General features: G+C 72.2%; 18 protein-coding genes and 1 tRNA gene. 14 read left to right on the plus strand and 5 right to left on the minus strand.

Annotated features, from left to right (window positions below; translation table 11 throughout):
* Nucleotides 1-64: 64 nt before the first annotated feature.
* The 8 genes from ACF07N_RS26555 (at nucleotide 65) to ACF07N_RS26590 (ending at nucleotide 7,964) form a co-directional block, all read left to right on the plus strand.
* Nucleotides 65-137, plus strand: a tRNA-Arg gene (locus ACF07N_RS26555).
* A 504-nt stretch (nucleotides 138-641) separates the two neighbouring features.
* A complete protein-coding gene (locus ACF07N_RS26560; protein WP_392117452.1) occupies nucleotides 642-1,208 on the plus strand; it encodes a Uma2 family endonuclease in 567 nt (188 codons plus the stop codon).
* Nucleotides 1,209-1,895: 687 nt separating this feature from the next.
* Nucleotides 1,896-2,231 (plus strand): hypothetical protein, encoded by a 336-nt coding sequence (locus tag ACF07N_RS26565; RefSeq protein WP_392117455.1) that lies wholly within the window; start codon nucleotides 1,896-1,898, stop codon nucleotides 2,229-2,231.
* A gap of 373 nt (nucleotides 2,232-2,604) precedes the next feature.
* Nucleotides 2,605-2,808, plus strand: a complete 204-nt coding sequence (locus ACF07N_RS26570; RefSeq protein ID WP_070024256.1) for a cold-shock protein — start codon at nucleotides 2,605-2,607, stop codon at nucleotides 2,806-2,808.
* 254 nt (nucleotides 2,809-3,062) lie between these two features.
* Nucleotides 3,063-4,679 (plus strand): DEAD/DEAH box helicase, encoded by a 1,617-nt coding sequence (locus ACF07N_RS26575; RefSeq protein ID WP_392117458.1) that lies wholly within the window; start codon nucleotides 3,063-3,065, stop codon nucleotides 4,677-4,679.
* Nucleotides 4,680-4,897: 218 nt separating this feature from the next.
* Nucleotides 4,898-5,146 carry a CBS domain-containing protein gene (locus tag ACF07N_RS26580; protein ID WP_392118059.1) on the plus strand — a complete coding sequence of 83 codons (249 nt, stop codon included), beginning with the start codon at nucleotides 4,898-4,900 and terminating at the stop codon, nucleotides 5,144-5,146.
* 489 nt (nucleotides 5,147-5,635) lie between these two features.
* Nucleotides 5,636-5,986, plus strand: coding sequence for a helix-turn-helix domain-containing protein (locus ACF07N_RS26585; RefSeq protein ID WP_392117461.1), 351 nt, complete (start codon nucleotides 5,636-5,638; stop codon nucleotides 5,984-5,986).
* Nucleotides 5,987-6,779: 793 nt separating this feature from the next.
* Entirely contained in the window at nucleotides 6,780-7,964 is a 1,185-nt protein-coding gene (locus ACF07N_RS26590) for a type III polyketide synthase (protein WP_392117464.1), read from the plus strand.
* Between the two features lie 65 nt (nucleotides 7,965-8,029).
* Here ACF07N_RS26590 and ACF07N_RS26595 read toward each other — a convergent pair whose 3' ends face one another.
* Nucleotides 8,030-10,204: a SpoIIE family protein phosphatase gene (locus tag ACF07N_RS26595; RefSeq protein ID WP_392117467.1), complete on the minus strand. Its 2,175-nt coding sequence runs from the start codon at nucleotides 10,202-10,204 to the stop codon at nucleotides 8,030-8,032.
* 327 nt (nucleotides 10,205-10,531) lie between these two features.
* Between ACF07N_RS26595 and ACF07N_RS26600 the strand changes: the two genes are divergently transcribed.
* From ACF07N_RS26600 to ACF07N_RS26610, 3 genes are all read left to right on the plus strand, one after another.
* A complete protein-coding gene (locus ACF07N_RS26600) occupies nucleotides 10,532-11,194 on the plus strand; it encodes a glycoside hydrolase family 11 protein (RefSeq protein ID WP_392117469.1) in 663 nt (220 codons plus the stop codon).
* Nucleotides 11,195-11,196: 2 nt separating this feature from the next.
* Nucleotides 11,197-11,907, plus strand: a complete 711-nt coding sequence (locus ACF07N_RS26605; RefSeq protein WP_392117472.1) for a polysaccharide deacetylase family protein — start codon at nucleotides 11,197-11,199, stop codon at nucleotides 11,905-11,907.
* A gap of 171 nt (nucleotides 11,908-12,078) precedes the next feature.
* Nucleotides 12,079-12,777, plus strand: coding sequence for a nucleotidyl transferase AbiEii/AbiGii toxin family protein (locus tag ACF07N_RS26610; RefSeq protein ID WP_392117475.1), 699 nt, complete (start codon nucleotides 12,079-12,081; stop codon nucleotides 12,775-12,777).
* Nucleotides 12,778-12,817: 40 nt separating this feature from the next.
* Here the strand turns inward: ACF07N_RS26610 and ACF07N_RS26615 are convergent, their stop codons facing one another.
* Entirely contained in the window at nucleotides 12,818-14,017 is a 1,200-nt protein-coding gene (locus tag ACF07N_RS26615; RefSeq protein WP_392117478.1) for an MFS transporter, read from the minus strand.
* Nucleotides 14,018-14,087: 70 nt separating this feature from the next.
* Here ACF07N_RS26615 and ACF07N_RS26620 point away from each other — a divergent pair, with 70 nt between their 5' ends.
* Nucleotides 14,088-15,071 (plus strand): ArsR/SmtB family transcription factor, encoded by a 984-nt coding sequence (locus ACF07N_RS26620; protein ID WP_392117481.1) that lies wholly within the window; start codon nucleotides 14,088-14,090, stop codon nucleotides 15,069-15,071.
* Between the two features lie 9 nt (nucleotides 15,072-15,080).
* Entirely contained in the window at nucleotides 15,081-15,590 is a 510-nt protein-coding gene (locus ACF07N_RS26625; RefSeq protein ID WP_383588660.1) for a glutathione peroxidase, read from the plus strand.
* A 131-nt stretch (nucleotides 15,591-15,721) separates the two neighbouring features.
* On the opposite strand, the gene ACF07N_RS26630 is transcribed toward ACF07N_RS26625, so the two are convergent.
* The 3 genes from ACF07N_RS26630 to ACF07N_RS26640 form a co-directional block, all read right to left on the minus strand.
* Nucleotides 15,722-15,913, minus strand: coding sequence for a DUF397 domain-containing protein (locus ACF07N_RS26630; RefSeq protein WP_114253634.1), 192 nt, complete (start codon nucleotides 15,911-15,913; stop codon nucleotides 15,722-15,724).
* 211 nt (nucleotides 15,914-16,124) lie between these two features.
* Complete coding sequence (locus ACF07N_RS26635) at nucleotides 16,125-16,982, minus strand: helix-turn-helix transcriptional regulator (RefSeq protein WP_311681551.1); 858 nt, start codon at nucleotides 16,980-16,982, stop codon at nucleotides 16,125-16,127.
* A gap of 239 nt (nucleotides 16,983-17,221) precedes the next feature.
* Nucleotides 17,222-17,980, minus strand: a complete 759-nt coding sequence (locus ACF07N_RS26640) for a GPP34 family phosphoprotein (RefSeq protein WP_383329711.1) — start codon at nucleotides 17,978-17,980, stop codon at nucleotides 17,222-17,224.
* Nucleotides 17,981-18,217: 237 nt separating this feature from the next.
* On the opposite strand from ACF07N_RS26640, the gene ACF07N_RS26645 reads away from it, so the two are divergent.
* Nucleotides 18,218-20,968 (plus strand): D-alanyl-D-alanine carboxypeptidase, encoded by a 2,751-nt coding sequence (locus ACF07N_RS26645; RefSeq protein ID WP_392117486.1) that lies wholly within the window; start codon nucleotides 18,218-18,220, stop codon nucleotides 20,966-20,968.
* The last annotated feature ends 121 nt before the right edge of the window (nucleotides 20,969-21,089 follow it).

Raw genomic sequence — 21,089 nt, forward strand, 5'->3', positions numbered from 1 at the left:
ACGCTGACGCCTGTGGTCCTTCCCGGACCACAGGCACGCGCCGCACCTCGCGTCCGCTGCCACTGCCTTCGTAGCTCAGGGGATAGAGCACCGCTCTCCTAAAGCGGGTGTCGCAGGTTCGAATCCTGCCGGGGGCACAACGCGTTGCCGCTCTGACCTGGGGTTTCTCCCCCAGGGAGGGCTTCTACTCGGCCTCGGACTCCTCGTCCGGGGCCGTTTGCGTGAGCGGTGCGTGAGCGGACGGAGAGTTGATCTCCGAATTTTCTCCCGACGGATCAGCATCATCCGGTACGACCTGCGGCCCGGTCGTCTCGGGGCCATCGGGCTCTGGCTCCCCCTCGGGCGCCCGAGGAGCGCACGAGCGGGCACGGAAGGGTCCCTTCTGCCGTAAGTGGGTTACGCCCCTCCGGAGCGCAGGGCGGATTCCTCGTCGTAGCCGTCCCAACTGTCGGGGTGCGCCACAGGACCGACCCCCTGGCGACGAGTCCACCACGCGGGTCGCCCCCTGTCGTGGGCTTGCTGGTCGGACGTCGGTCGACGGGAGCGAAGCGTGAGCGAGATCGGCGTGACGGAAGGACGGCAGACATTACGCTTGAATCCAGCGGGATCGGGCCCGCGGCACGGTGTCCGGGAGGTGTCTCATGGCGGCCGAGATGGTGGCCCCGGCGTGGATGCATGAGCAGATCACGGCGGAGGAGTACGACTCCTGGTCCGAGGAGCAGTGCGCCGGCATCGAGATCGTGGACGGGATGGTCGTCGTGAGTCCCAGTGCCTCCAAGCGGCACAACCGGCTGGCTCGGATGGTGGCGAACGCCCTGGATGTCGCCGCAGGGCCCGAGTGGAACGCCGACACTGACTTCGACGTCCGGCTTCAGGACGTCCCGCTCACCAACCGCCGCCCGGACGTCATCGTGTACCGCGCGGACACGATCGACATCACCCCCACCCGTCCTGAGCACGTGCTGCTGGTAGCGGAGGTGGTGTCGCCCGGCTCGGAGACCACCGACCGGATCGTGAAGGTCGACCAGTACGCCAAGGCGGGCATCGGCTTCTACTGGCGGATCGAGCGGGCCGTGACAGGCGTTCCTCTCGTATACACCTACGTTCTCGACCCCGCGACGAAGACCTACCGGGACGGGGAGGTCTTCACCGGCGTCCTCAAGGCATCGGCCCCCTTCCCGGTGGAGATCGACCTCGGCCAGGTCTGACCATGCGCTGAGTGGCTTATCGCGCGGTACTGACCAGGGGAAACGGCACCGCCCTGCCGTTCCGGGCGTCCCTACGAGAATTCAATTTCGCTCCTGAAGCGGGTGCCGCAGGTTCGAATCCTGCCTACTCGACCGGGTGCCCGGTGCGAGTAGTGAAGATGTAGCCGGACTCCTGCCACTGCTCCCCTGCGCAACCAGCCACACCCCACACCTCTGGACCACTGGCCGCGCAACCAGCCGCACGTGGCCTGCACCGCGCGCGGAACGCGCTACTGGCGTACTGACCCGCGTGCACCCGCCTCGCCTGACTCCGCCCAACCTGCGCCCTGCTCCGTGCCGGGTCCCTGGCACACGCTGGATGCCCGGAGGCAGGTGAAGCGAACCACCGGCAGGGGGGACGCACCGTGGGTGAGTGGAAGCAGGGCAAGTGCGGTTAGCCGACGGCGGCCGGAGGTCGGTGTCAGAACAGACCTTGAAGGGCACGTCCCGTTGCTATCTCCATCAAGGTGACTGGACGAAACGCGGCAAGGCCGAGCTGAAGAAGCGTGCGAGCCGGCGTCGCAAGAAGTGAGCGCCTGCGGTTCGGGACGGCAGGCGATCCCGTGTTCAGGGGCGTCCTCGGCGCGTTGCGCGCGGCAAGGGCCTTGGATGGGGGTGCAAGGCGTGCAACGGCCCTAGGTTGTCCGCATGTTCGAGACCATCCATTGGCGCTGCTTCGCCCGTGTCGCCGACCGGCACGCTGCCGGGCGTGTGATCGGCCGTGGCGAGACGCTCCTTTCGCACGCGGTCGAGTTGGGGAGTTACGAGCGGTACCGGAAGTTTCCCGAGCTGGCCGAGCTGGGGTTCGTCTCTCCTCTTCGGTGTCCGACTCCCGAGGCGGCGCTTCTGACCACCGATGGAGTTCAGGGTGCAGGTGCAGCCTCGGTGATCGCCCGGAGCCCGGGTCCACCTCGTGCCGACGGCCTGGAACTGCGTCGATGGGGTTGTCGGGCAGCGGGCGGCGCGCCTTCGGTGGGAATGTGACTCTCCTCTCTGCGCGCGGGTTTTCGGGGTGTGCGCCGTGGTGGCGGGTGATGGGCCCGGTGGCGGGGGCCGATGTGCCGTCGGGGGAGGTCACAGCGTTGCGGGGCGGAGTGTGCGGCAGGTAACGGCGCTCCCCCGGAGGGCAATATCTGTGGTCGTGGGTGCAGGTATTGGGGCGGGGCCCGGTGACTATTCCTCGGGCTGCGAAACGGGGGGAATTCGGTGACCGTACGGGGTCGATCGTGCCGTGCTAGTGTCTTTCTCAGTTGCAGGTGTGGTTGCCAGAAGGTTCATTTCCTACGGGGTAATCATCACGGCGACACGGAATTCGCACAGGGCGTTTTCCTGACACCGCCTCCGAAGGAGAAATAACATGGCTACTGGCACCGTGAAGTGGTTCAACGCGGAAAAGGGCTTCGGCTTCATCGAGCAGGACGGCGGCGGCGCCGACGTCTTCGCCCACTACTCGAACATCGCCACCTCCGGCTTCCGCGAGCTGCTGGAAGGCCAGAAGGTGTCCTTCGACATCGCGCAGGGCCAGAAGGGCCCGACGGCCGAGAACATCGTCCCCGCCTGACAGCGCGGCGGTCGACGCATACTTCGCAGCTGGGGCCCGCACCTGATGGGGTGCGGGCCCCGGCTCGCTGCTTTTCGGGGCAGGCATGGGGCGGGCAGGGTTCCGTCTCGTTTTTTTCGGATGCCCGGCGGTGGTACGTCCCCGCCCGTCCGGCCGGCCCCTCATCACATTCGGCTCGTCTCGAGATTCTCTGCGCCGCTCCTCTGCTGCGGGAATTCCTTGCCACGTGCCCGACAAGGAAGGTTTCCGCTCGTATGAAGCGCGCCCGTTTCTCTCGAAATTCCAGTACCTCTCACTCGTCCGGCAGGTCGGGCTCGTCCCGTTCCTATGACAGCTTCGGCGGAAGCGACGGGGGCGGTCGTGGCCGCTCCGGTGGCCCGCGTCGGTCCCAGGCCTACGGGAACCGTCAGGGCGGTCGGCCGCTCCAGGGCGAGTTCGCTCCGCCCAAGACGATCACGCCCGGGTTGCCCGCCGTCGAGGCGTTCGCCGATCTCGACATGCCGGCTCCGCTGCTGGCCACGCTCGGGCACGAGGGCGTGACCGTACCGTTCCCGATCCAGGCGGCGACCCTGCCGAACTCCCTGGCGGGCCGTGACGTGCTCGGCCGTGGCCGTACCGGCTCGGGCAAGACCCTCGCCTTCGGACTCGCGCTGCTGGCCCGTACCGCGGGGCGGCGTGCCGAGCCGCGGCAGCCGCTCGCACTCGTCCTCGTCCCCACCCGCGAGCTCGCCCAGCAGGTCACCGACGCGCTCACGCCGTACGCCCGCTCCGTGAGCCTGCGGCTGGCCACCGTCGTCGGCGGGATGTCCATCGGCCGGCAGGCCGGTGCGCTGCGCGCCGGCGCCGAGGTGGTCGTCGCGACACCCGGGCGGCTCAAGGACCTCATCGACCGGGGCGACTGCCGGCTCGGCGACGTCGCCGTCACCGTGCTCGACGAGGCCGACCAGATGGCCGACATGGGCTTCATGCCGCAGGTGACGGCTCTGCTGGACCAGGTGCGCACGGACGGGCAGCGGATGCTGTTCTCGGCCACCCTGGACCGCAACGTCGACCTGCTGGTCCGCCGTTACCTGTCGGACCCGGTCGTCCACTCGGTCGACCCGTCGGCGGGCGCGGTCACCACGATGGAGCACCACGTCCTGCACGTGCACGGCGCGGACAAGCACCGGACGACCACCGAGATCGCGGCGCGGGACGGCCGAGTGATCATGTTCCTCGACACCAAGCACGCGGTGGACCGGCTCACCGAGCACCTGCTGAGCAGCGGGGTCCGCGCCGCGGGTCTGCACGGGGGCAAGTCCCAGCCGCAGCGCACGCGGACCCTCGCCCAGTTCAAGAGCGGGCACGTGACGGTGCTGGTGGCGACCAACGTCGCGGCGCGCGGCATCCACGTCGACAACCTCGACCTGGTCGTCAACGTCGATCCGCCCACCGACCACAAGGACTACCTGCACCGCGGCGGCCGCACGGCCCGCGCCGGCGAGTCCGGCAGCGTCGTCACCCTGGTGACGCCCGACCAGCGTCGCGGCATGACCCGGCTGATGGCCTCTGCGGGCATCACCCCGCAGGTCGCGCAGGTGCGGTCGGGCGAGGCGGAACTGAGTCGCATCACCGGCGCGCAGGCGCCTTCCGGTGTACCGGTGGTCATCACCGCGCCGCGCGCGGAGCGTCCCGCCGGGGCGTCCTCCCCGTCGCGGAGCCGCCGGGGCCGCCGGGGTGGCACGGGCCAGGGCAGCCCGGCCGGTCAGGGCAGGTCGGCCGGTCAGGGACGGTCGGCTGGCCAGGCAAGGCCCGCTGGTCAGGGCAGGCCTGCCGCCGAGGGGGCACGTCGTGGGTCGCAGCGGCGGCCGGGCTTCGGCTCGGCCGCGTAGCCCGGCTGTACGGCGCGGCTCTGCGGCCCGGCCGCAGAGCCGCCGCCGCCAACAGCGGCTCGACGTCTCCGCGCGACCCGTAGGTCATCAACAGCATCGGCCGCGAGCCGAGCTGTGGCCATGAGCCGAACTGCGGCCGCGCAGCACCTTCTTGACCATGAGCCGACCCCTACCGGTAGGAGGCACCTGTGACGCCGACCGAGACCGCGCACCGTGCGGTGGATCTCTTCCCCACGACCGGGACCGACGACGGGGGCGCGTTCGGGCCCCGGGTCCGTGACGACATGACGGTCGAGGTGGCGCTGTCCCTCATGGCCGGCGCCCGCGTCGATCATCTCGTCCTGTGCGACGGGGACGACCAGAGGACGGGCCTGATCACCCTGGCCCGGCTCGCCGTGATCGGCGGCAGCCCGGCCTACACGGACCGGCTCCGGCTGCGGGACGTCCTCACCGGACCTCTCGTCTAGCCCGCTCCGCCTGTCCTCCGCCGGCCCGTTCCGGGTCCGTGCGGAACGGGCTTCACGACCCGATGAGGGCCCTGCCGACGCGCGTCGGCAGGGCCCTCGTCGTCGTCTTGGGCGCTTCAGGAAATCTACTCTTGTCGCTGTAGACATTTCGCGCTGTCGTGGCTAACATTTTTTTCGTTGACACGATCAAGTGAGACCCGGCAGACATGAACTGCCGGGTAGTGACCCGTAGGTCGGAGGAAGGGAGCAAGACGCCATCAGGATCGCCCGGCCCGGATAGCGCTCGGACCGGGTACCGCAAGACCCCGGAATGGATGGTGGTTCCCGGTCAGGCAGTCGCGATCCCCCTACCCCTCCCTCAGCCGGGCCGGGTAGCGGAAACAGAAGGTCGGCGCAGCATGAGGGCCGACAGATGGTGTTTCATTTCCTTCGGGGCCCTGGTGCCGTACGGCACCAGGGCCCCTCGACGCGTTGCGACAACGAGGTGACATGGCAGCAGATACTCCGCTCAGCGATCGTCTGGACGACGACGACTACCCCGCGTACACCATGGGCCGGGCCGCCGAGATGCTCGGCACCACGCCGGCCTTCCTCCGGGCCATCGGCGAGGCCCGGCTGATCACTCCGCTGCGTTCGGAGGGCGGGCACCGCCGGTACTCCCGCTATCAGCTGCGGATCGCCGCGCGCGCCCGCGAGCTCGTGGACCGGGGCACCCCGATCGAGGCCGCTTGCCGCATCATCATCCTCGAGGACCAGCTGGAGGAGGCCCAGCGGATCAACGCGGAGTACCGTCGCGCCGCGAACAAGACGCCCGGGGGTTCTGAAACCGCCACGGACTGATCCCGCGCAGCGGTCGCACGGGGTCCGGCACGTGACCGGCCGGCCGGACTCGCCCGCGCGACCACGCCACGCGACCACGCCACGCGACCAGGCCACAGCGCGGCAGGCCACAGCTCGGCAGGCCTGCGGCCCGGCCTTCGGGGCGTCCGCCTCGCCGGGCTGATCCGGACGTCGCCCCTCCGACCCGGCCCCGGCCCCGGCCCCGGCAGAGCCACTGAGTGCGATCGGGCTCGACCGCCCGCACCCCGCACCCCGCACTCCGCGCACACCGCTTCCGCTCCGCGCCCACCGCCACCGCCTCCCTCCCGCGCAGGCCCCCGCCACCTCCCCGCCCCGCGCACCCCAGCAGCTGCCGCCCGCATCGCGCGCGCAGCGCCTTCGTCGACTCCCGGCAGAGATCAGTGCGTCGTATCACCCCCGGGGCCGGGCGAAGAGGGTCGCCCCCCTGCCCGCGCCCCTCGCCGCATCCGGTGAGGACGACCAACCGCACCCGCCGCACCGCTCAAGGGCCTCGCCCTCGTCGTCGACAGCCAACTCGTGTCCACGAACGCCGAGTTGACCAAGACCTCCGCGCACCCGGCACGCCACCGATGTGTGCCGCCTCACGCAGCGAAGTGCGGACCGAGTTGCCCAGCTCACTGCGTAAATGTCCCTTTGGCGTACATGCTCGATTCGAGCGGCGCCGGGCTGGAAGTGGAGTACGGCGGCGCCGACTTGGTACGCGCAGTGGTGAAGTGACCCGCGCCACAGCGCTCGTGACGCTCCCTCCCCGCCCTTCAGAAAGGTGCCGACTGTGGCCGCTTACCTGTGCCCGCCTGCCGTGATCCACGGCGAACACACCGTCAAGACCAGCCAGATCGTGGAGGAGGTGCGCGGTCGGCACCCACACGCGGCCTGGGCGCCGCGGATCGACGGCATCGCGGCCAGTACGGGCATAGACGCCCGGGGCTGGATGCTGCCGCTGGAGACCGCCGTCGCGCCCGGCGACGGGAGCGCCCTGTGGCCGGTGGGCACCGGGCCCGCCCGGGAGGCGCTGACCCGGGACGGCTTCGACGAGCCGGACGTGGACCGCGTGATCGCCGCTCTGGAGGCGATACCCGCCCCGCAGACCGTCCAGGAGCGCACCGCTCCGGCCTGGGCCGCCGTGCAGTCCTACGGGGAGCGCGCGGCGCGCGGGGCCCTGCAGATCGCCGGGCTGGACGCGGCGGACGTCGACTGCCTGATCACCAGCAACTCCACCACCCCGGCCCTGCCGGGGCTGGACGTCGCCCTGGCCAACAGGCTCCCGCTCCGCAGCGACGTCATGCTGCTGCCGGCCACGCAGTGGGCCTGCATCGCCGGGACCCGTTCCCTGGCGCTGGCGGCGGACCTCGTCGCCGCGGACCCCGACCGGGTGGTCCTGGTCGTGATCGCGGAGGCACTGAGCACGACCTACCAGCCCGCGGACGACACCCTGGAGTCCCTGATCGTCCGGCTGCTGTTCGCGGACACCGCCGTCGCCGCCGTCGTCACGGGCCGCCCGAGGCCCGAGTCCGTGCTGCGGCTGGACGCCGCCTGGCACCACACCCTGCCCGGTACCCAGGACCTGCACCGCCTGGAGACCCGGGCGGACGGCACGCACTTCGTGATGGACCGGCGCGGGCCGCGGGCCGTGCAGGAGACGGTCACCGCGATGTGGGAGTGGCTGCGCGCCCGTTACCAGGACGACCCCGGCTCCTGGCACCCCGATGTCCTGCTCGCGCACCCCGGCGGCACCCGCGTGCTGGAGTACATGGAGCAGACGATGCCCGGCGGGTGGCCCTCGGGGCTGCTGGACCACAGCCGGGACAGTTACACCAGCGGCAACCGCGGTGGCGCCGCCGTGTTCGACATCATGCGCAGGGCCCACGACGCCGGGCAGGCACCGGGCAGCCGTGCCGTCCTGTACGCGGCGGCCCCCGGCCTCACGGCCACCGCGCTGGAAGGTGAGTGGTTGTAGGCCCGCCCTCGTACACGTCCCCCCTGCAGCACTCGCCTGCCCCAGCGTCTCAGCGCCTCAGCGCCTCAGCGGCCGATCGCCGCCCACACCACCTTCCCGGTGTCCGTCCAGCGGACCCCCCACCGCGTGGTGAGCCGGTGGACGATGTGCAGGCCCCGGCCGGCGTCGGCGAACAGGTCGGTGCGGCCCAGTCGCGGTCTGCCGTTGCCGGTGTCGCCCACCTCGCACAGCAGCCCGTGGCCGGTCCTGATCAGCCGGACCGTGAGGGGGCCGGCGGCGTGGCGGACCGCGTTGGCGACCAGTTCGTCGACCACCAGCACCGCCCTGTCCCGGATGTCGGCCCGGACCTGCCAGCGCTCCAGCAGTGCGAGGACCAGGGCGCGGGCCCGGGTGGCCGCGTCCGCGCGGGCGGGCAGCCGCCAGGTCGCGGTGTCCCCCTTGCGGTGGCCGATCATGCGGGCGAGCAGCAGGGTGACGTCGTCGCGCCGGCGCGCGGGCGCCAGAGTGGCGACCACGTGCCGGGCGGCCTGCGGCAGGGCGTCCCAGGGGTCCACCGCGGACACGGCCTCGGCCAGCCTGGCGATGCCCTCGTCGATCGACAGGGCGGGGTCCTCGACCAGGCCGTCGGTGTAGAGGGCGAGCAGCGAGCCGGGGGGCGCGGCGAAGGAGTGCACGTCGAACGGCTCGCGCAGGGCGAACTCGGCGCCCAGGCCGGGGTGGGGCCGGACGGCGAGGGGGACGGCGGGACCGTCCGGGGGTGCCAGGACCGGGGGCAGGTGGCCGGCGCTGGACAGTGCCACGCGCTGGGCGACGGGGTCGTACACGGCGATGCAGCAGGTCGAGCCGAGGGCGCTGTAACCGGCCGCGAGCCCGGAGTCCGTGTCGTCCAGCAGGGAGACGGTGTCGTCGAGGTGCTCCAGGACCTCGTCGGGTGCCAGCCCGGCGGAGAGCAGGGCGCGGGCCTCCATGCTGAGCTGGCCCATGGTCGCCGCGGCGCCCAGGCCGTGTCCCACGACGTCGCCGACCACCAGCGCGGTACGGCCGTCGGGCAGCGGGAAGCTGTTCACCCAGTCGCCGCCGACGCCCGCGCTGTCGGGCGTGGCGGGCTGGTACACGCTGGCGGTCTCGATGGTGTCGCCGCCGGTGCGGGGCAGCAGCCGGCGTTGCAGGGCCAGCACCTGGGTGTGCTCGCGCTGGTGCTGGCGGGCCAGGTCGACGTGGTGGGAGGTCCTGGCCACCAGTTCCTGGAGGTCGAGCAGTTCCCCGTCGTGGAAGGGGCGGTCCGCGCGCCGCCAGATCTCCGCCACGCCCAGGACGACGGGCGAGGCGTCGCCGTCGAGGACCAGCGGTACGAAGGCCACGGCGGCCGCCTGGTCGCCGGGGACGAGGGCGCGTACCAGCCGGGGAGTGCCGAGGGCCCGTTCGATCGCGTCCCGGTCGGGCATGACGATCGCCTGCGCGGCGTCGTCGCGCCGTATCGCCTGGGCCAGCAGGCGGCTGGCGTCGCCGGGAAGGTCGTGGCCCGGGGTGACGTACCCGTCGGGCCAGGCCCGGTCCGGCACCAGGGCCGCGCGGCGCAGCCGGATGCGCCCCCGCGGGGGTCGGGTGACCGCCTCGCCGGTCCACACGGCGAAGTCGAGGTCGACGGCGGCCACGTCTCCCCAGGCCAGCAGCGATTCCGCCAGGGACTGCGCGGTCTCGCCGATGTCCAGCGAGGTGCCGATCGCGGTCTCGGCGGCGTACAGGTGCAGCCTTTTGGCCATGGCGATCAGGGAGACGGTCAGGCCCTCCTGGGGCGCCGCGGCGGCGAGGATGCTCATCGAGACCACCAGTTCGGAACCGTCGGCGCGCCGCAGGCGCTGGACCCGGGCGACGTGCGGCTCACCGGTCTCCAGGACCTGGCGGAGCCGCCGGGTGACCGTCGGGACGTCGCCGGGGGGCAGCAGGTCGACGAACGGGCTGCCGATCGGGGCCTCGACCCCCGCGAAGACGGGGGCGCCCAGGTTGCGGCGGGTGATCCTCAGGTCGGTGTCCAGGTTGACCGCGCCGAGTATCTGCTCCTGGCGGGCGGGGGCCGCGTCCGGGTCGGTGGACAGGAGGGGGCGGGCGGGCCGGTCGCCCTGCCGGTCGTCCCGCCGGTCCCCGGAATCGGCGGACGGTGCCGTTCCGCCGCGCGGCATGTACTTCCCCAGGGCGCTGCTGATCATGTCGAACGGCGACGAGGACGAGGATCCCGACATTCCTGACCGCACACCTCATTCAATAACAGGTATGGACAATCCGCCCACATCAGCGATCAGGGCCGGGGTGAGCCGTGGCCGGTTTTGTCCGGAAGGGCTTCGAAAGATTCGAGTACCGGAAGCATCCAGTCCGGAGCAGCTGCCCCAGCAGTGACCGGCGACAGGCGGACCATGCCTGCTCAGAAGCCGGTTGAGCTGCGAACTCGGGTCGGGGCGGCGACTCCTGGGACGGCGAATATTTCGAAACTCCTACCGAAACTGTTGACAGTTGTCAGGGCCCGGCCAACACTCCGGATGACTGACGAGGCGAAGGAGGAAGCGCCCCCCATGAACACGCTCTCGAATCGCTTACGGCTGCTCATCAGCGGTGTCTGCGCCCTGCTGATGGTGACTTTCGCAGCCAGTACCGCCCACGCGGACACCGTGATCACGACCAACCAGACCGGCACCAACAACGGGTACTACTACTCGTTCTGGACCGACGCCCCGGGCACCGTCTCCATGACGCTGTCCAACGGAGGCACGTACAGCACCTCGTGGCGGAACACCGGGAACTTCGTCGCCGGCAAGGGCTGGAGCACCGGCGCCCGCCGCACCGTGACGTACTCGGGCAGCTTCAACCCGTCCGGCAACGCCTACCTCACGCTCTACGGCTGGACGGCCAACCCGCTCGTCGAGTACTACATCGTCGACAACTGGGGCACGTACCGGCCCACCGGCCAGTACAAGGGCACCGTCACCAGCGACGGCGGCACGTACGACATCTACAAGACGACGCGGTACAACGCCCCGTCCGTCGAGGGCACGCGCACCTTCGACCAGTACTGGAGCGTGCGGCAGTCGAAGCGCACGGGCGGCACCATCACGGCCGGCAACCACTTCGACGCGTGGGCCCGCGCCGGCATGCCCCTCGGCAACTTCAAGTACTACATGATCATGGCGACCGAGGGATACCAGAGCAGCGGCAGCTCCAACATCACCGTGCGGTGACCATGAGGACGCACCCGCACTCCACGCCGCGCGCCCTGGTGACGAGGCTGGCGGTCCTCGCGACCGCCCTGGCGGCCACCGCCGCCGCCCTCGGCACCACCGCCACCGCCACCGCCGCCCCCGAGCGGGCAGCCGCCTGCACCGGATATGTCGGACTGACCTTCGACGACGGCCCGTCCGGGAACACGACGAGGCTCCTCGACGCGCTCCGCCAGAACGGGCTGCGGGCCACGATGTTCAACCAGGGCCAGTACGCCGCCGCCAACCCGTCCCTGGTCCGGGCCCAGGTGACGGCCGGGATGTGGGTCGGCAACCACAGCTACACCCACCCGCACCTGACCCAGCTGGGCCAGGCGCAGATCGAGTCGGAGATCTCCCGGACCCAGCAGGCGATCGCCGGGGCGGGAGGCGGCACCCCGAGGCTCTTCCGCCCGCCGTACGGGGAGACCAACGCGACCGTGAAGTCGGTCGCGGCCCGTCACGGCCTGACTGAGATCCTCTGGCACGTCGACTCGCAGGACTGGAACGGCGCGAGCACCGACGCGATCGTCCAGTCCGCGGCCCGCCTCACCAACGGCCAGATCATCCTCATGCACGACTGGTCCGCCAACTCCCTGGCCGCGATCCCCCGCATCGCCCAGGGCCTGGCGGCGCGCGGCCTGTGCGCGGGCATGATCTCGCCCCAGACGGGCCGCGCCGTGGCCCCCGGCTGAGCCACGGCCGCACCACCCACCAGGCGCGACGGCCCCCGGGCCGTCGCGCCGCCGGCCGTCGCTTCGAGCCCGGGTGGCGTGGGTGCCGCGGGTGGGCGGGCGTTCCCGGTCCTCACCCGTCCGGGGCGGTCCCCACGGTCCCCACCGGCACCTCACGGCGATAATCGGCACATGTCCGCCCCGCCCCCGGAGTCCGAGCCGATCAGCAGGCTGCTGCGTGATGTGCTCGCGGCGGGCGAGGCCTGTTCGCTGGTCCTCGCCGGCGGCTCCGCGGTGCCGGCGCACGGGCTGCTGGAGCGGGCCGCGCGGGACGTCGACGTCGCCACCGAGCACCCGGCCGGGATGGACGCCATCGCCGGCACCGTCCGCACGGGGCTGGTGGCGCGCGGCTGGCTCGTGCGGACGCTGGAGACCGGGCCGCTGTCCGCGCAGTTCCTCGTCACGGACGCGGCGACCGGTGCGGAGTGCCAGGTCGCCGTCCGCAAGGAGGTGCTGTGGCGGCCGCCAGTCCTCACGGAGCTCGGGCCGGCCCTCTCCCTCGACGACCTCGCCGGCACCCGGGTGCGGGACCTGGCCGACCGCGGGCTCCCACGTGACCTGGTCGACGTGTACGCCCTCGCCACCCGCTGGAGCCACCCCGAACTGGAGGAGCTGGCCCGCCGCCACGCCCCGGACACCTTCGATCTCACCGATCTCCAGGCCCGGTTGACCGGTGTGGACTGGCTCGACGACCGGGCCTTCACCTCGCAGGGCCTGGACGCCGGGGCCGTGGCCGGACTGCGCCGCTGGGCGCAGGAGTGGGCCGACGACATCGCGGAACGGCTCATCGAGGGCGAGGCACCGCAGGACGCCGAGCCGGACGAGGAGTGACGTCGCGGTGGCCCCACGGCGGTGAGAGTCCGCCGGACGCTCACCGGGCCGCAGGCCGCTCCGGCTGTCCCCGGTGCTCCCGGCCTTCCCGCCGGTCCGCCGCCATCAGCGTCAGTGTCGCCACCGCCGACAGCGTGGCCATCACCGTCATCGCCCGCGCGGGAGAGGTCAGTTGGGCCACCGAGCCCGCCAGGGCCGCCGCCACGCCCTGCATCGTGAGCATGCCCGCCGAGTGCAAGCCCAGCGCGTGGCCCGTCAGGTGCTCCGGGGTCAGGGCCACCAGCCTCTCCTGCTGGACGAGACCCGCGCCGAAGCCGGCCGAGGCCACCGTGGCGGCGGCCGCCGCCAGGGGGAGCGGCGGGTGCAGCAGGAACGGCACGTAGGGCAGGGCCAGGAGCAGCAGCAGGGGGTGGCCGAGGCGGGCGCGCAGCCGGGGTGGGAGCACGCGGCCGATGAGGACGTCCCCGGCGAGCATGCCGAGCGCGGCGCACGCGAACAGGGTGCCCGCGGACTCGGGCGCGTAGGAGACGAAGAGGGATTCGCAGCCGACGACCAGGCCGTTGGGGATCCAGAGCGCCAGGTAGACGCGGCGGCGCGGGGTGGACGACCACAGCAGGGCGTTGGCGGCCCAGGTCGCCCCGACCGAGGGGCGGCCCGTCGCGCGGGGCGGGCGGCGGGTCAGGCCCAGCCGGGTCACGGCCGCCGTGAGGACGTACAGGGCGGCCGCCGCCAGGAGGGACAGCCGGGGGGAGAGCAGGGCCACCAGGGCGCCGCCGGCCGCGTAGCCGGCGATCTGCATCAGGCCGCTCATCATGTTGAAGACCGAGCGGCCCAGCAGATAGCCGTCCTTGCTGAGGATCTCGTTCAGCAGGCCCCAGCGCACTCCCCCGCCCACCGACTCCGCGAGCCCCCTGGCCAGCACGATCGCGAAGAGCGACCAGACGGGCAGGCCGGGCAGGGCCAGGGCGGCGGTGGCCGTGGCGAAGAGCAGGGGCAGGGCCGTCAGGGCGGCGCGCGGGGCGAGCCGGTCGGCCGCCGAGAGCAGGAACGTCGCCCCCAGCACCTGCGCGAGGGACGAGCCGAACATGCTCACCGCGGACAGCAGCGGGGACCCGGTCTGCCGGTACACCAGGGTGCCCAGGGCCAGTCCGCCCATGGTCTGGGCGACCGTCTGCGCGGACGCGGCCAGGAAGAAGGGCGTGAACTCGGGGGTGCGGAACAGGTGGCGGTAGCTGCGCATGCGCGGAGTCTCCGGCGGGGCCGCAGACCGGAGACACTGTTTCGCGCACACGCGAAAGGACGGTGCTGACGTGGGCTGGTGGCAGATCAACGCCGACACCCTCGCGGGCAGCCGGTTCGTGATCTCGCCGTTCGCGGAGGCCTTCGGGTGCCTGCGGCTGCTGCACACGGCCCGGGCCGCGCATCCCGGCGAACGCCGGTGGCTCGACGCGCATCTGCCGGACTACCGGCGGCGGCTGGCCCGGGACCCGGTGACCTCGCTGCTCGTCCGCGCGGGCATCGGGGCGGAGTGGACGGCCGACTTCCTCTCCCCCACCCCGCTCGACGGGGAGACGTTCGAGCAGTGCGTCGCGCGCGTCCGGGCGGCCTGCCCGGCGGCGGCGCGCGCCGACCTCACCCTCTCCCTGCCCGGCCCGGTCCCGGAACCGCTGCACCGGGACGACCTGCCCGAGCGCGCCGCGGACCTGCTGACGTACGTGTGGACGACGGCGGTGCGGCCGTACTGGGCCCAGCGGCGGCGGGTCCTGGAAGCGGACGTGGTGGCGCGGACGGCGCAGGTCAGCCGGGGCGGCTGGGCGAGCGCGCTGGACACGCTGCGGCCGGGGACGCGGTGGCTGGGCGAGAACCGGTTACAGGTCAACGCGCACGAGTACCCGCCGCGTGAGATCTCCGGCGCGGAGCTGGTGTTCGTGCCGATCACCACGCAGCGCATCGGCTGGGTGTCGTGGGAGGGGACGGACCGGTACGCCGTGGTCTACCCGTGCGCCGGCGCCCTCGCCGACCCCGGCGGCAGGCCCGTGCCGGCGAGCCTCGCCGCGCTGCTCGGCCCGGCCCGCGCCGGGGTGCTCGTCCGGCTCGGTTCCCCGCTGAGCACCAGCCAGCTGGTGGCCGTGACGGGCCAGGGGCTCGGCTCGGTGGGGCGGCATCTGCGGGTGCTGCTGGACGCGGGGCTGGTGGAGCGGCGCAGGGCGGGCAGGTCGGTGCTGTACTCGCGGACGGCGGCGGGGCAGGTGCTGGTGGAGGCCCAGGACCGGCCCGGCACCCGGCACGGTTAGCATCCGCCCATGACGACTTCCGAGAACACCGCACCCTCTCCCCTCGACGTCGAGATCGGTTCCCTGCAGGGCGGCTCCGCCGACCTGTCCCAGTACGCGGGCACGGCGGTGCTCGTGGTGAACGTCGCTTCCAAGTGCGGCCTGACCCCGCAGTACGCGGGGCTGGAGAAGCTCCAGGAGCGCTACGCCGGGCGGGGCTTCACCGTCCTCGGCGTGCCCTGCAACCAGTTCCTCGGCCAGGAGCCGGGCAGCGCCGAGGAGATCGCCGAGTTCTGCTCGGCGACGTACGGCGTGACCTTCCCGATGACGGAGAAGGTCGAGGTCAACGGGGAGAACCGGCACCCGCTCTACGACCGGCTGACCGGCTTCGCCGACGCCGAGGGGCACAGCGGGGACATCCGCTGGAACTTCGAGAAGTTCCTGATCGGCCGGGACGGCACGGTCGTCGCGCGCTTCTCGCCGCAGACCGAGCCGGAGTCCCCGGAGGTCGTGGCGGCGATAGAGGCCCAGCTGGCCTAGCCGGCCCGGCCGGCCTGAGGGCCGGGCGGCGGGCAGAGGCCGCGGGCACGAGCGGAGCCCTCTCGGCTAGGACGGCGATGCTGGTCGAGAGGGCTCTGTCGGTGGTGCTTGTGCTGCGGTCGATCTCGTGGTCAGGCCTTGACCGAGGCCACGAAGGCGTTCCACGCGTCGGCGGGGAACGCCAGCTTGGGACCCTCGGGGACCTTGGTGTCCCCGAGCTCCAGGGCCTCTTCGACGGTCGACCTGACCATCACGCAGGCGCCGTTGTTGTTGGTGTAGGAGGACGTCGTCCACGTTTCCGTGGCGCCCAGACGAATTGCCATGTTCGCTCCGTAGCCAGTTGCGTTTACGCCAACCCGTGCTGGTGGGTGGCGTGATCGACGCTACTCGCCCGCCTCCTCGTTCGGAGCAGTCATTCACTCGACTGGATGGCATATTCCAGGGGAGACTTCCAGTCAGGCGTGTCAGGGGTGTAGCATCCCGCGCCCTGCCGATTCGCCTCCTTTTCCGGCGCCGGTTCGGCGTGTGCGGTCCTCAGCGTGCGTAGTCCTTCGCCAGACGCTCGATGAGCTGCCGCGACTGGTCCACGTTCAGCGACTGGGCGCGCAGGTGCTCGTACATCACCGTGTACTTCTGCACGTCGAGCGGCTTCTCCAGGTACAGGTCGCTGGTGACGCCCTCGATGTACACGACGCTGGAGTCGGCCGCGTCGGCGAACTCCAGGATGGAGTACTGGCCGTTGATGCCGGCGTGCGCGCCGACCTCGAACGGCAGGACCTGCACGGTGATGTGGGGCAGCTGCGACATCTCGATCAGATGCTCCAACTGCTCGCGCATCACTTCCTTGTTGCCCACGACCCGGTGCAGGGACGCCTCGTCCAGCACCACCCACAGCCGCAGCGGGTCCGTCTCGGCGGTGATACGGCCCTGCCGGCGCAGCCGGACCTCGACGCGCTTGTCGTTGTCCGCCTCGGACGCCTCGGGCGAACCGCCCCGGATGATCGCCTCGGCGTAGGCACGGGTCTGCAACAGGCCGGTGATGATCTGGGGTTCGTAGACGCGGAGCGACTCGGCGTCCGTCTCCAGGCCGATGTAGACGGAGTAGGGGATGTCACCGAAGGCGTGCCACCAGCCCTGCTGGCGCGAGTCCTTGGCCATCTGCATCAGCGAGTCGACGATCCGCTGGTCCTCGACCTCGTAGACCCCGCACAGGTCGCGCACGTCGCGCTGGCTGATGCTGCGCCGCCCGTTCTCCAGGCGGCTGATCTTCGACTGCGACACCAGCAGCCGCTCGGCCACTTCCTCGGCCGTCATGCCCTTGAGCTCGCGGAGCCTGCGGAGCTCCTGGCCGAGCCGGCGCCGCCTGACGGTGGGATTGACATTGGACGCCACGGGACGTGCACCTCCGGCTGCGTGCCTCTACTTTGCGTATCTGCTGCTGAGCAGACTGCCACCAAGGTGCTTCCTACCGCTGGGAAACGGTGGATATGCGACGGGTACACGCCAGTTCGGCACGGCACGGCACGCCGAGCGGGGCGGCGAGAGTTCGCACTCTCGCCGCCCCGCTCGGACAGCGGCTCCCGTGACCGGGTTCGTGGGTCGTACGTCGTGCCCGGGTGGTGCGGTGCGGCTCAGTGGGCCACGGCGCGCGCCATGGATCCGTGGCGCGGTTGCATCGGAACGCCTCGGGCGGGTTCCGGTGCGGGCCTGGCTCCACCGGCGGCCTGGGGGCGGCCGGACGGTGCCGGGCTGCGGCGCGGCTGGGCCGCCACGCCGTTCTGGACGTCCATCACGGCGTGCGCGACGAGACCGCCCATGGGGTCGTGCCTGATCAGGTCCCTGAGCCGGGAGCGAGAGGAACGTCCCTCGTTGCCCGGGTACAGGTGCTTGCCGAGGCCGACCGCGTGTGCCAGTGCGGCGAGCGCCGCGGTCCGCGGGTCCGGCGGAACGCCGGTGCGGATCGCGGAGTCCAGCCGGGCCCTGATCTCCCGGCTGATCTCGGTGTCCGTCGCCTGGTAGCGAGTCGTCGGCAGCACTCCGCACATCTGGCCCGCCACGGCATGCACCATGCCGCACCGCTCCAGATGCGAGAGGTAGGTCTGGCGGAGCCCCAAGCGCGGCCCGCCGATCCAGTGGACCGCCCGTACGGGAGCGCCGCGCCTTCGCAGCAACTCCAACGCGCAGTCCAAGGTCGGATCTCCAGTCGGCCGTGGTACCACCACGGCGATACGATCCCCGTCTGGGGCTATCCGTCCGGCCAGCGCCAGCTCCACTAGCTGTGCTCCGGCCAGACCGAGGTCGAGCGACTGCGGCTGCGCAGTGGTACCCGTGGCCGGGTCCAATGCCAGCAGCAGAAGCTCCTCCGGAAGTGTTCTGCGGCTCCTGCCCATCCATGCCTCCCCGCGTGGATGAATGACAGGGTGACCCCTCTCACATTGGTCTGTCGAGGGTGCGTGACCGGTTCGTAGTGGAACCAGTAGGTATGTCGTTCTCGTCTACCGGATGGGTCCAGTCCGCGCACAGGACACTGGTACATGGTTCGGACAGCGCCGGGGAGCGGTGTCAGGGCGGCGGTTCACGGTTTCGGTACGCGCACGCGGGTGGTGCGGCGCGAGGAGGAGGCATCGGTGGCGGGCGAGTCCCCCGACAGGTCGAAGCAGCGCGAGTCGTCGGCAGAACCGACGTCGGGGAGCGCGGGTCCGGTTCCCGGGGCCAGGAGCGAGTCAGCGGACCCGCGGCTCGCGATGGCGCGGGAGGCGGAGAAGGTCTCGGCGCGCGGGGCCGTCGACACGGCGACCCGCGTGCTGTCGGCGCGGACGGGCGAGGAGCCGCGGGGCGCGGAGCGCGGCGACAGCGACTCCGGCCGTGAGGCGTCCGGCGAGTCCGGGAAGTCCGGGAAGTCCGGGGAGTCCTCCGGCACGGGCGGTACGGGCGGTACGGACGGACGGCTGCGGGAAGCGGTGGCCGCGTGGGTCGCGTCGGCGGACGACGACGAGCAGCGGCCCGGCGCGGAGGACGCGGAGGGCAAGGGCCCGGCGGACTCCGAGGGTGCCGAGGGTCCGGCGGAGGCCGGGACCTCCGAGGACTCCGCGGCGGACGCCGGGCACACGGACGAGTCCACCGCGTCCGGCGACCGCCCGACGTCCGGGAACACCGACGAGCCCGCCGCCGCGGGCACGGACGCACAGGACGCCGGGGCGGCCGGGGACGCCAGGGAGACCGGGGCGGCCAAGGACGCCGGGGCGGCCGGAGGCGCCGAGGACGCCGAGGGCGCCGAGGAGCGTGTCCAAGGCGGCCGGGAGGCGTCCGGCGGCGCGGACGAGCCCGTGGACGCCCGGGAAGACACCGAAGAGCCCTCCGCGGCCCCAGAGGCCCCAAAGGCGGCGTCCACGGGCTCCCTGAGCCGGGACGAGGTCGAGGAGGCCGAGGAGTCGGAGGCGGACCGTTCCGCCACGGCCCCGCGCGACACGGGCACCGAGGAGTCCGGACCGGCCGACGCCGACAAGACCGACGGCGGCACGGCGAGCGGCACCAGCCCCGCCCCGGCCGCCGACCGCACCGGGTCCACCGCCCCGCGCACCCCCGGCGACGACGCCAAGGCCGCCGCGACCCCGGCACCGAAGCCCGGCCCGGACCCGGACGCCGACGCCGACGGCACGGACACCGGCACGGAGCCCGCCACCGGCACCGGCACCGGCACCGGCACCGGCACCGGCAAGACCCCTGCCCCCGCGACCGGCGACGCCAAGCCGGACAAGAGCGCCGAGCCGGACAAGAGCGAGGGCACCGGCGGGAAGGGCACCGCGCCGGTCGTCGATCAGCCCACCGCCGTCTTCAAGGCCGTGCGGCCGCCCGTCGACCAGCCCACCACCATGCTCAAGCTGGGCGGCGCCACCAAGGACGCGGCCGGCAAGGACGCCGAGAAGAAGGACGCCCCCGAGAAGGGCGCTCCCGAGAAGGACGCCGAGCGGACCAGCAAGTTCGTCGCGCTCAAGCCGCTGGACGACCCGGCGGCCCGCAAGCCCGTCGCGCCCGCGGACGCCACCGCCCCGGTCCCCACCGTCGGCCCCGAGCGGACCACCCAGCAGCCGCTGCCGCCGAAGCCGCCGCTGGACCTGCTGGCCGAGCTGACGAACACCCCGCCGCCGCCGGAGACCCCGCTGCGCACGGCCGTGCGCCGGGTGAAGATCTGGACGCCGCTGGTGCTGCTGCTGGTGGTCGTCTTCGGGGTCGTGCAGAGTGTGCGCCCGCTGCCGGCGCCCACCCTCGAACTCACCGCGAAGGACAGCCACACCTTCGAGGGCGGCGAGGTCGACATCCCCTGGCCCGCCAAGGGCCAGGCCGCGCTGGACGTCCAGGGCATCGGCACGTTCGGCTCGTCCGGCGAGCAGAAGCCCGTGCCGATCGCCAGCGTCGCCAAGGTCATGACCGCCTACGTGATCCTGCGCGACCACCCGCTCAAGAGCGGCGCCGAGGGGCCGAAGATCGACATCGACCAGGCGGCCGAGGACCAGTCCGACGCCGGCCAGGAGTCCACGGTCGACGTCACCAAGGGCGACAAGATCACCCAGCGCGAGGCGCTGGAGAGCATCCTGATCGCGTCCGCGAACAACGTGGCGCGGCTGCTCGCCCGCTGGGACGCGGGGTCCGAGAAGGCGTTCGTGGAGAAGATGAACGGCGCCGCCAAGGACCTCGGCATGAAGAACACGACGTACACCGACCCGTCGGGCCTGAACAACACGACCGTCTCCACGGCCGTGGACCAGGTGAAGCTCGCCAAGGCCGCCATGGAGCAGCCCGCCTTCCGCGAGGTCGCGGCGATGATGTCGTACGTCGACTACAAGGGCACCCGGCACGACAACTGGAACCGCCTGGTCGGCTCCAACGACGTCACCGGCATCAAGACCGGCACCACCACCTCCGCGCTCGGCAACCTCGTCTTCTCCGCGAAGAAGGACGTGAACGGCGAGACGCACCGGATCATCGGCGCGGTCGTGCGCCAGCCGGCCGGCGGCCCCGACAACACGATCCTGGGCGCCGCGCTCTACGAGGGCGACCGGCTGATCAAGGCCGCGCAGGGCGCCCTGGAGTCGGCCACGATCCTGAAGAAGGGCACGGTCGTCGGGTACGCCGACGACGGGCTCGGCGGCCGGACGCCGGTCGCCGTCACCGAGGACGTCACGGCCGTCGGCTGGGCGGGCCTGTCGGTGAAGCTGACGTTCGCCGCGGACGACCTGCCGCACACGGCCGAGGCCGGCACCAAGGTGGGCACGCTCACCGTCGGGGACGGCAGCAGCGGCGCGGTGAAGGTTCCGGTCGCCCTGCAGAAGGACCTGGTGGAACCGGGCTTCGGGGCCAAGCTCACGCGCATCGGCTGAGCCGCGGCGCCGCCCCACGCGAGCGCACCCCGTCGGTCACGGCCCGTCCGGGCGCTGCCCGGCGGGGTGCGTGCTAGCGTCGCGAACCGGGGCGGGTCGCCGTGCGCGGCGGCGCGGCCGC

Source organism: Streptomyces sp. NPDC015242, from assembly GCF_043079125.1.
Classification (GTDB): Bacteria; Actinomycetota; Actinomycetes; order Streptomycetales; family Streptomycetaceae; genus Streptomyces.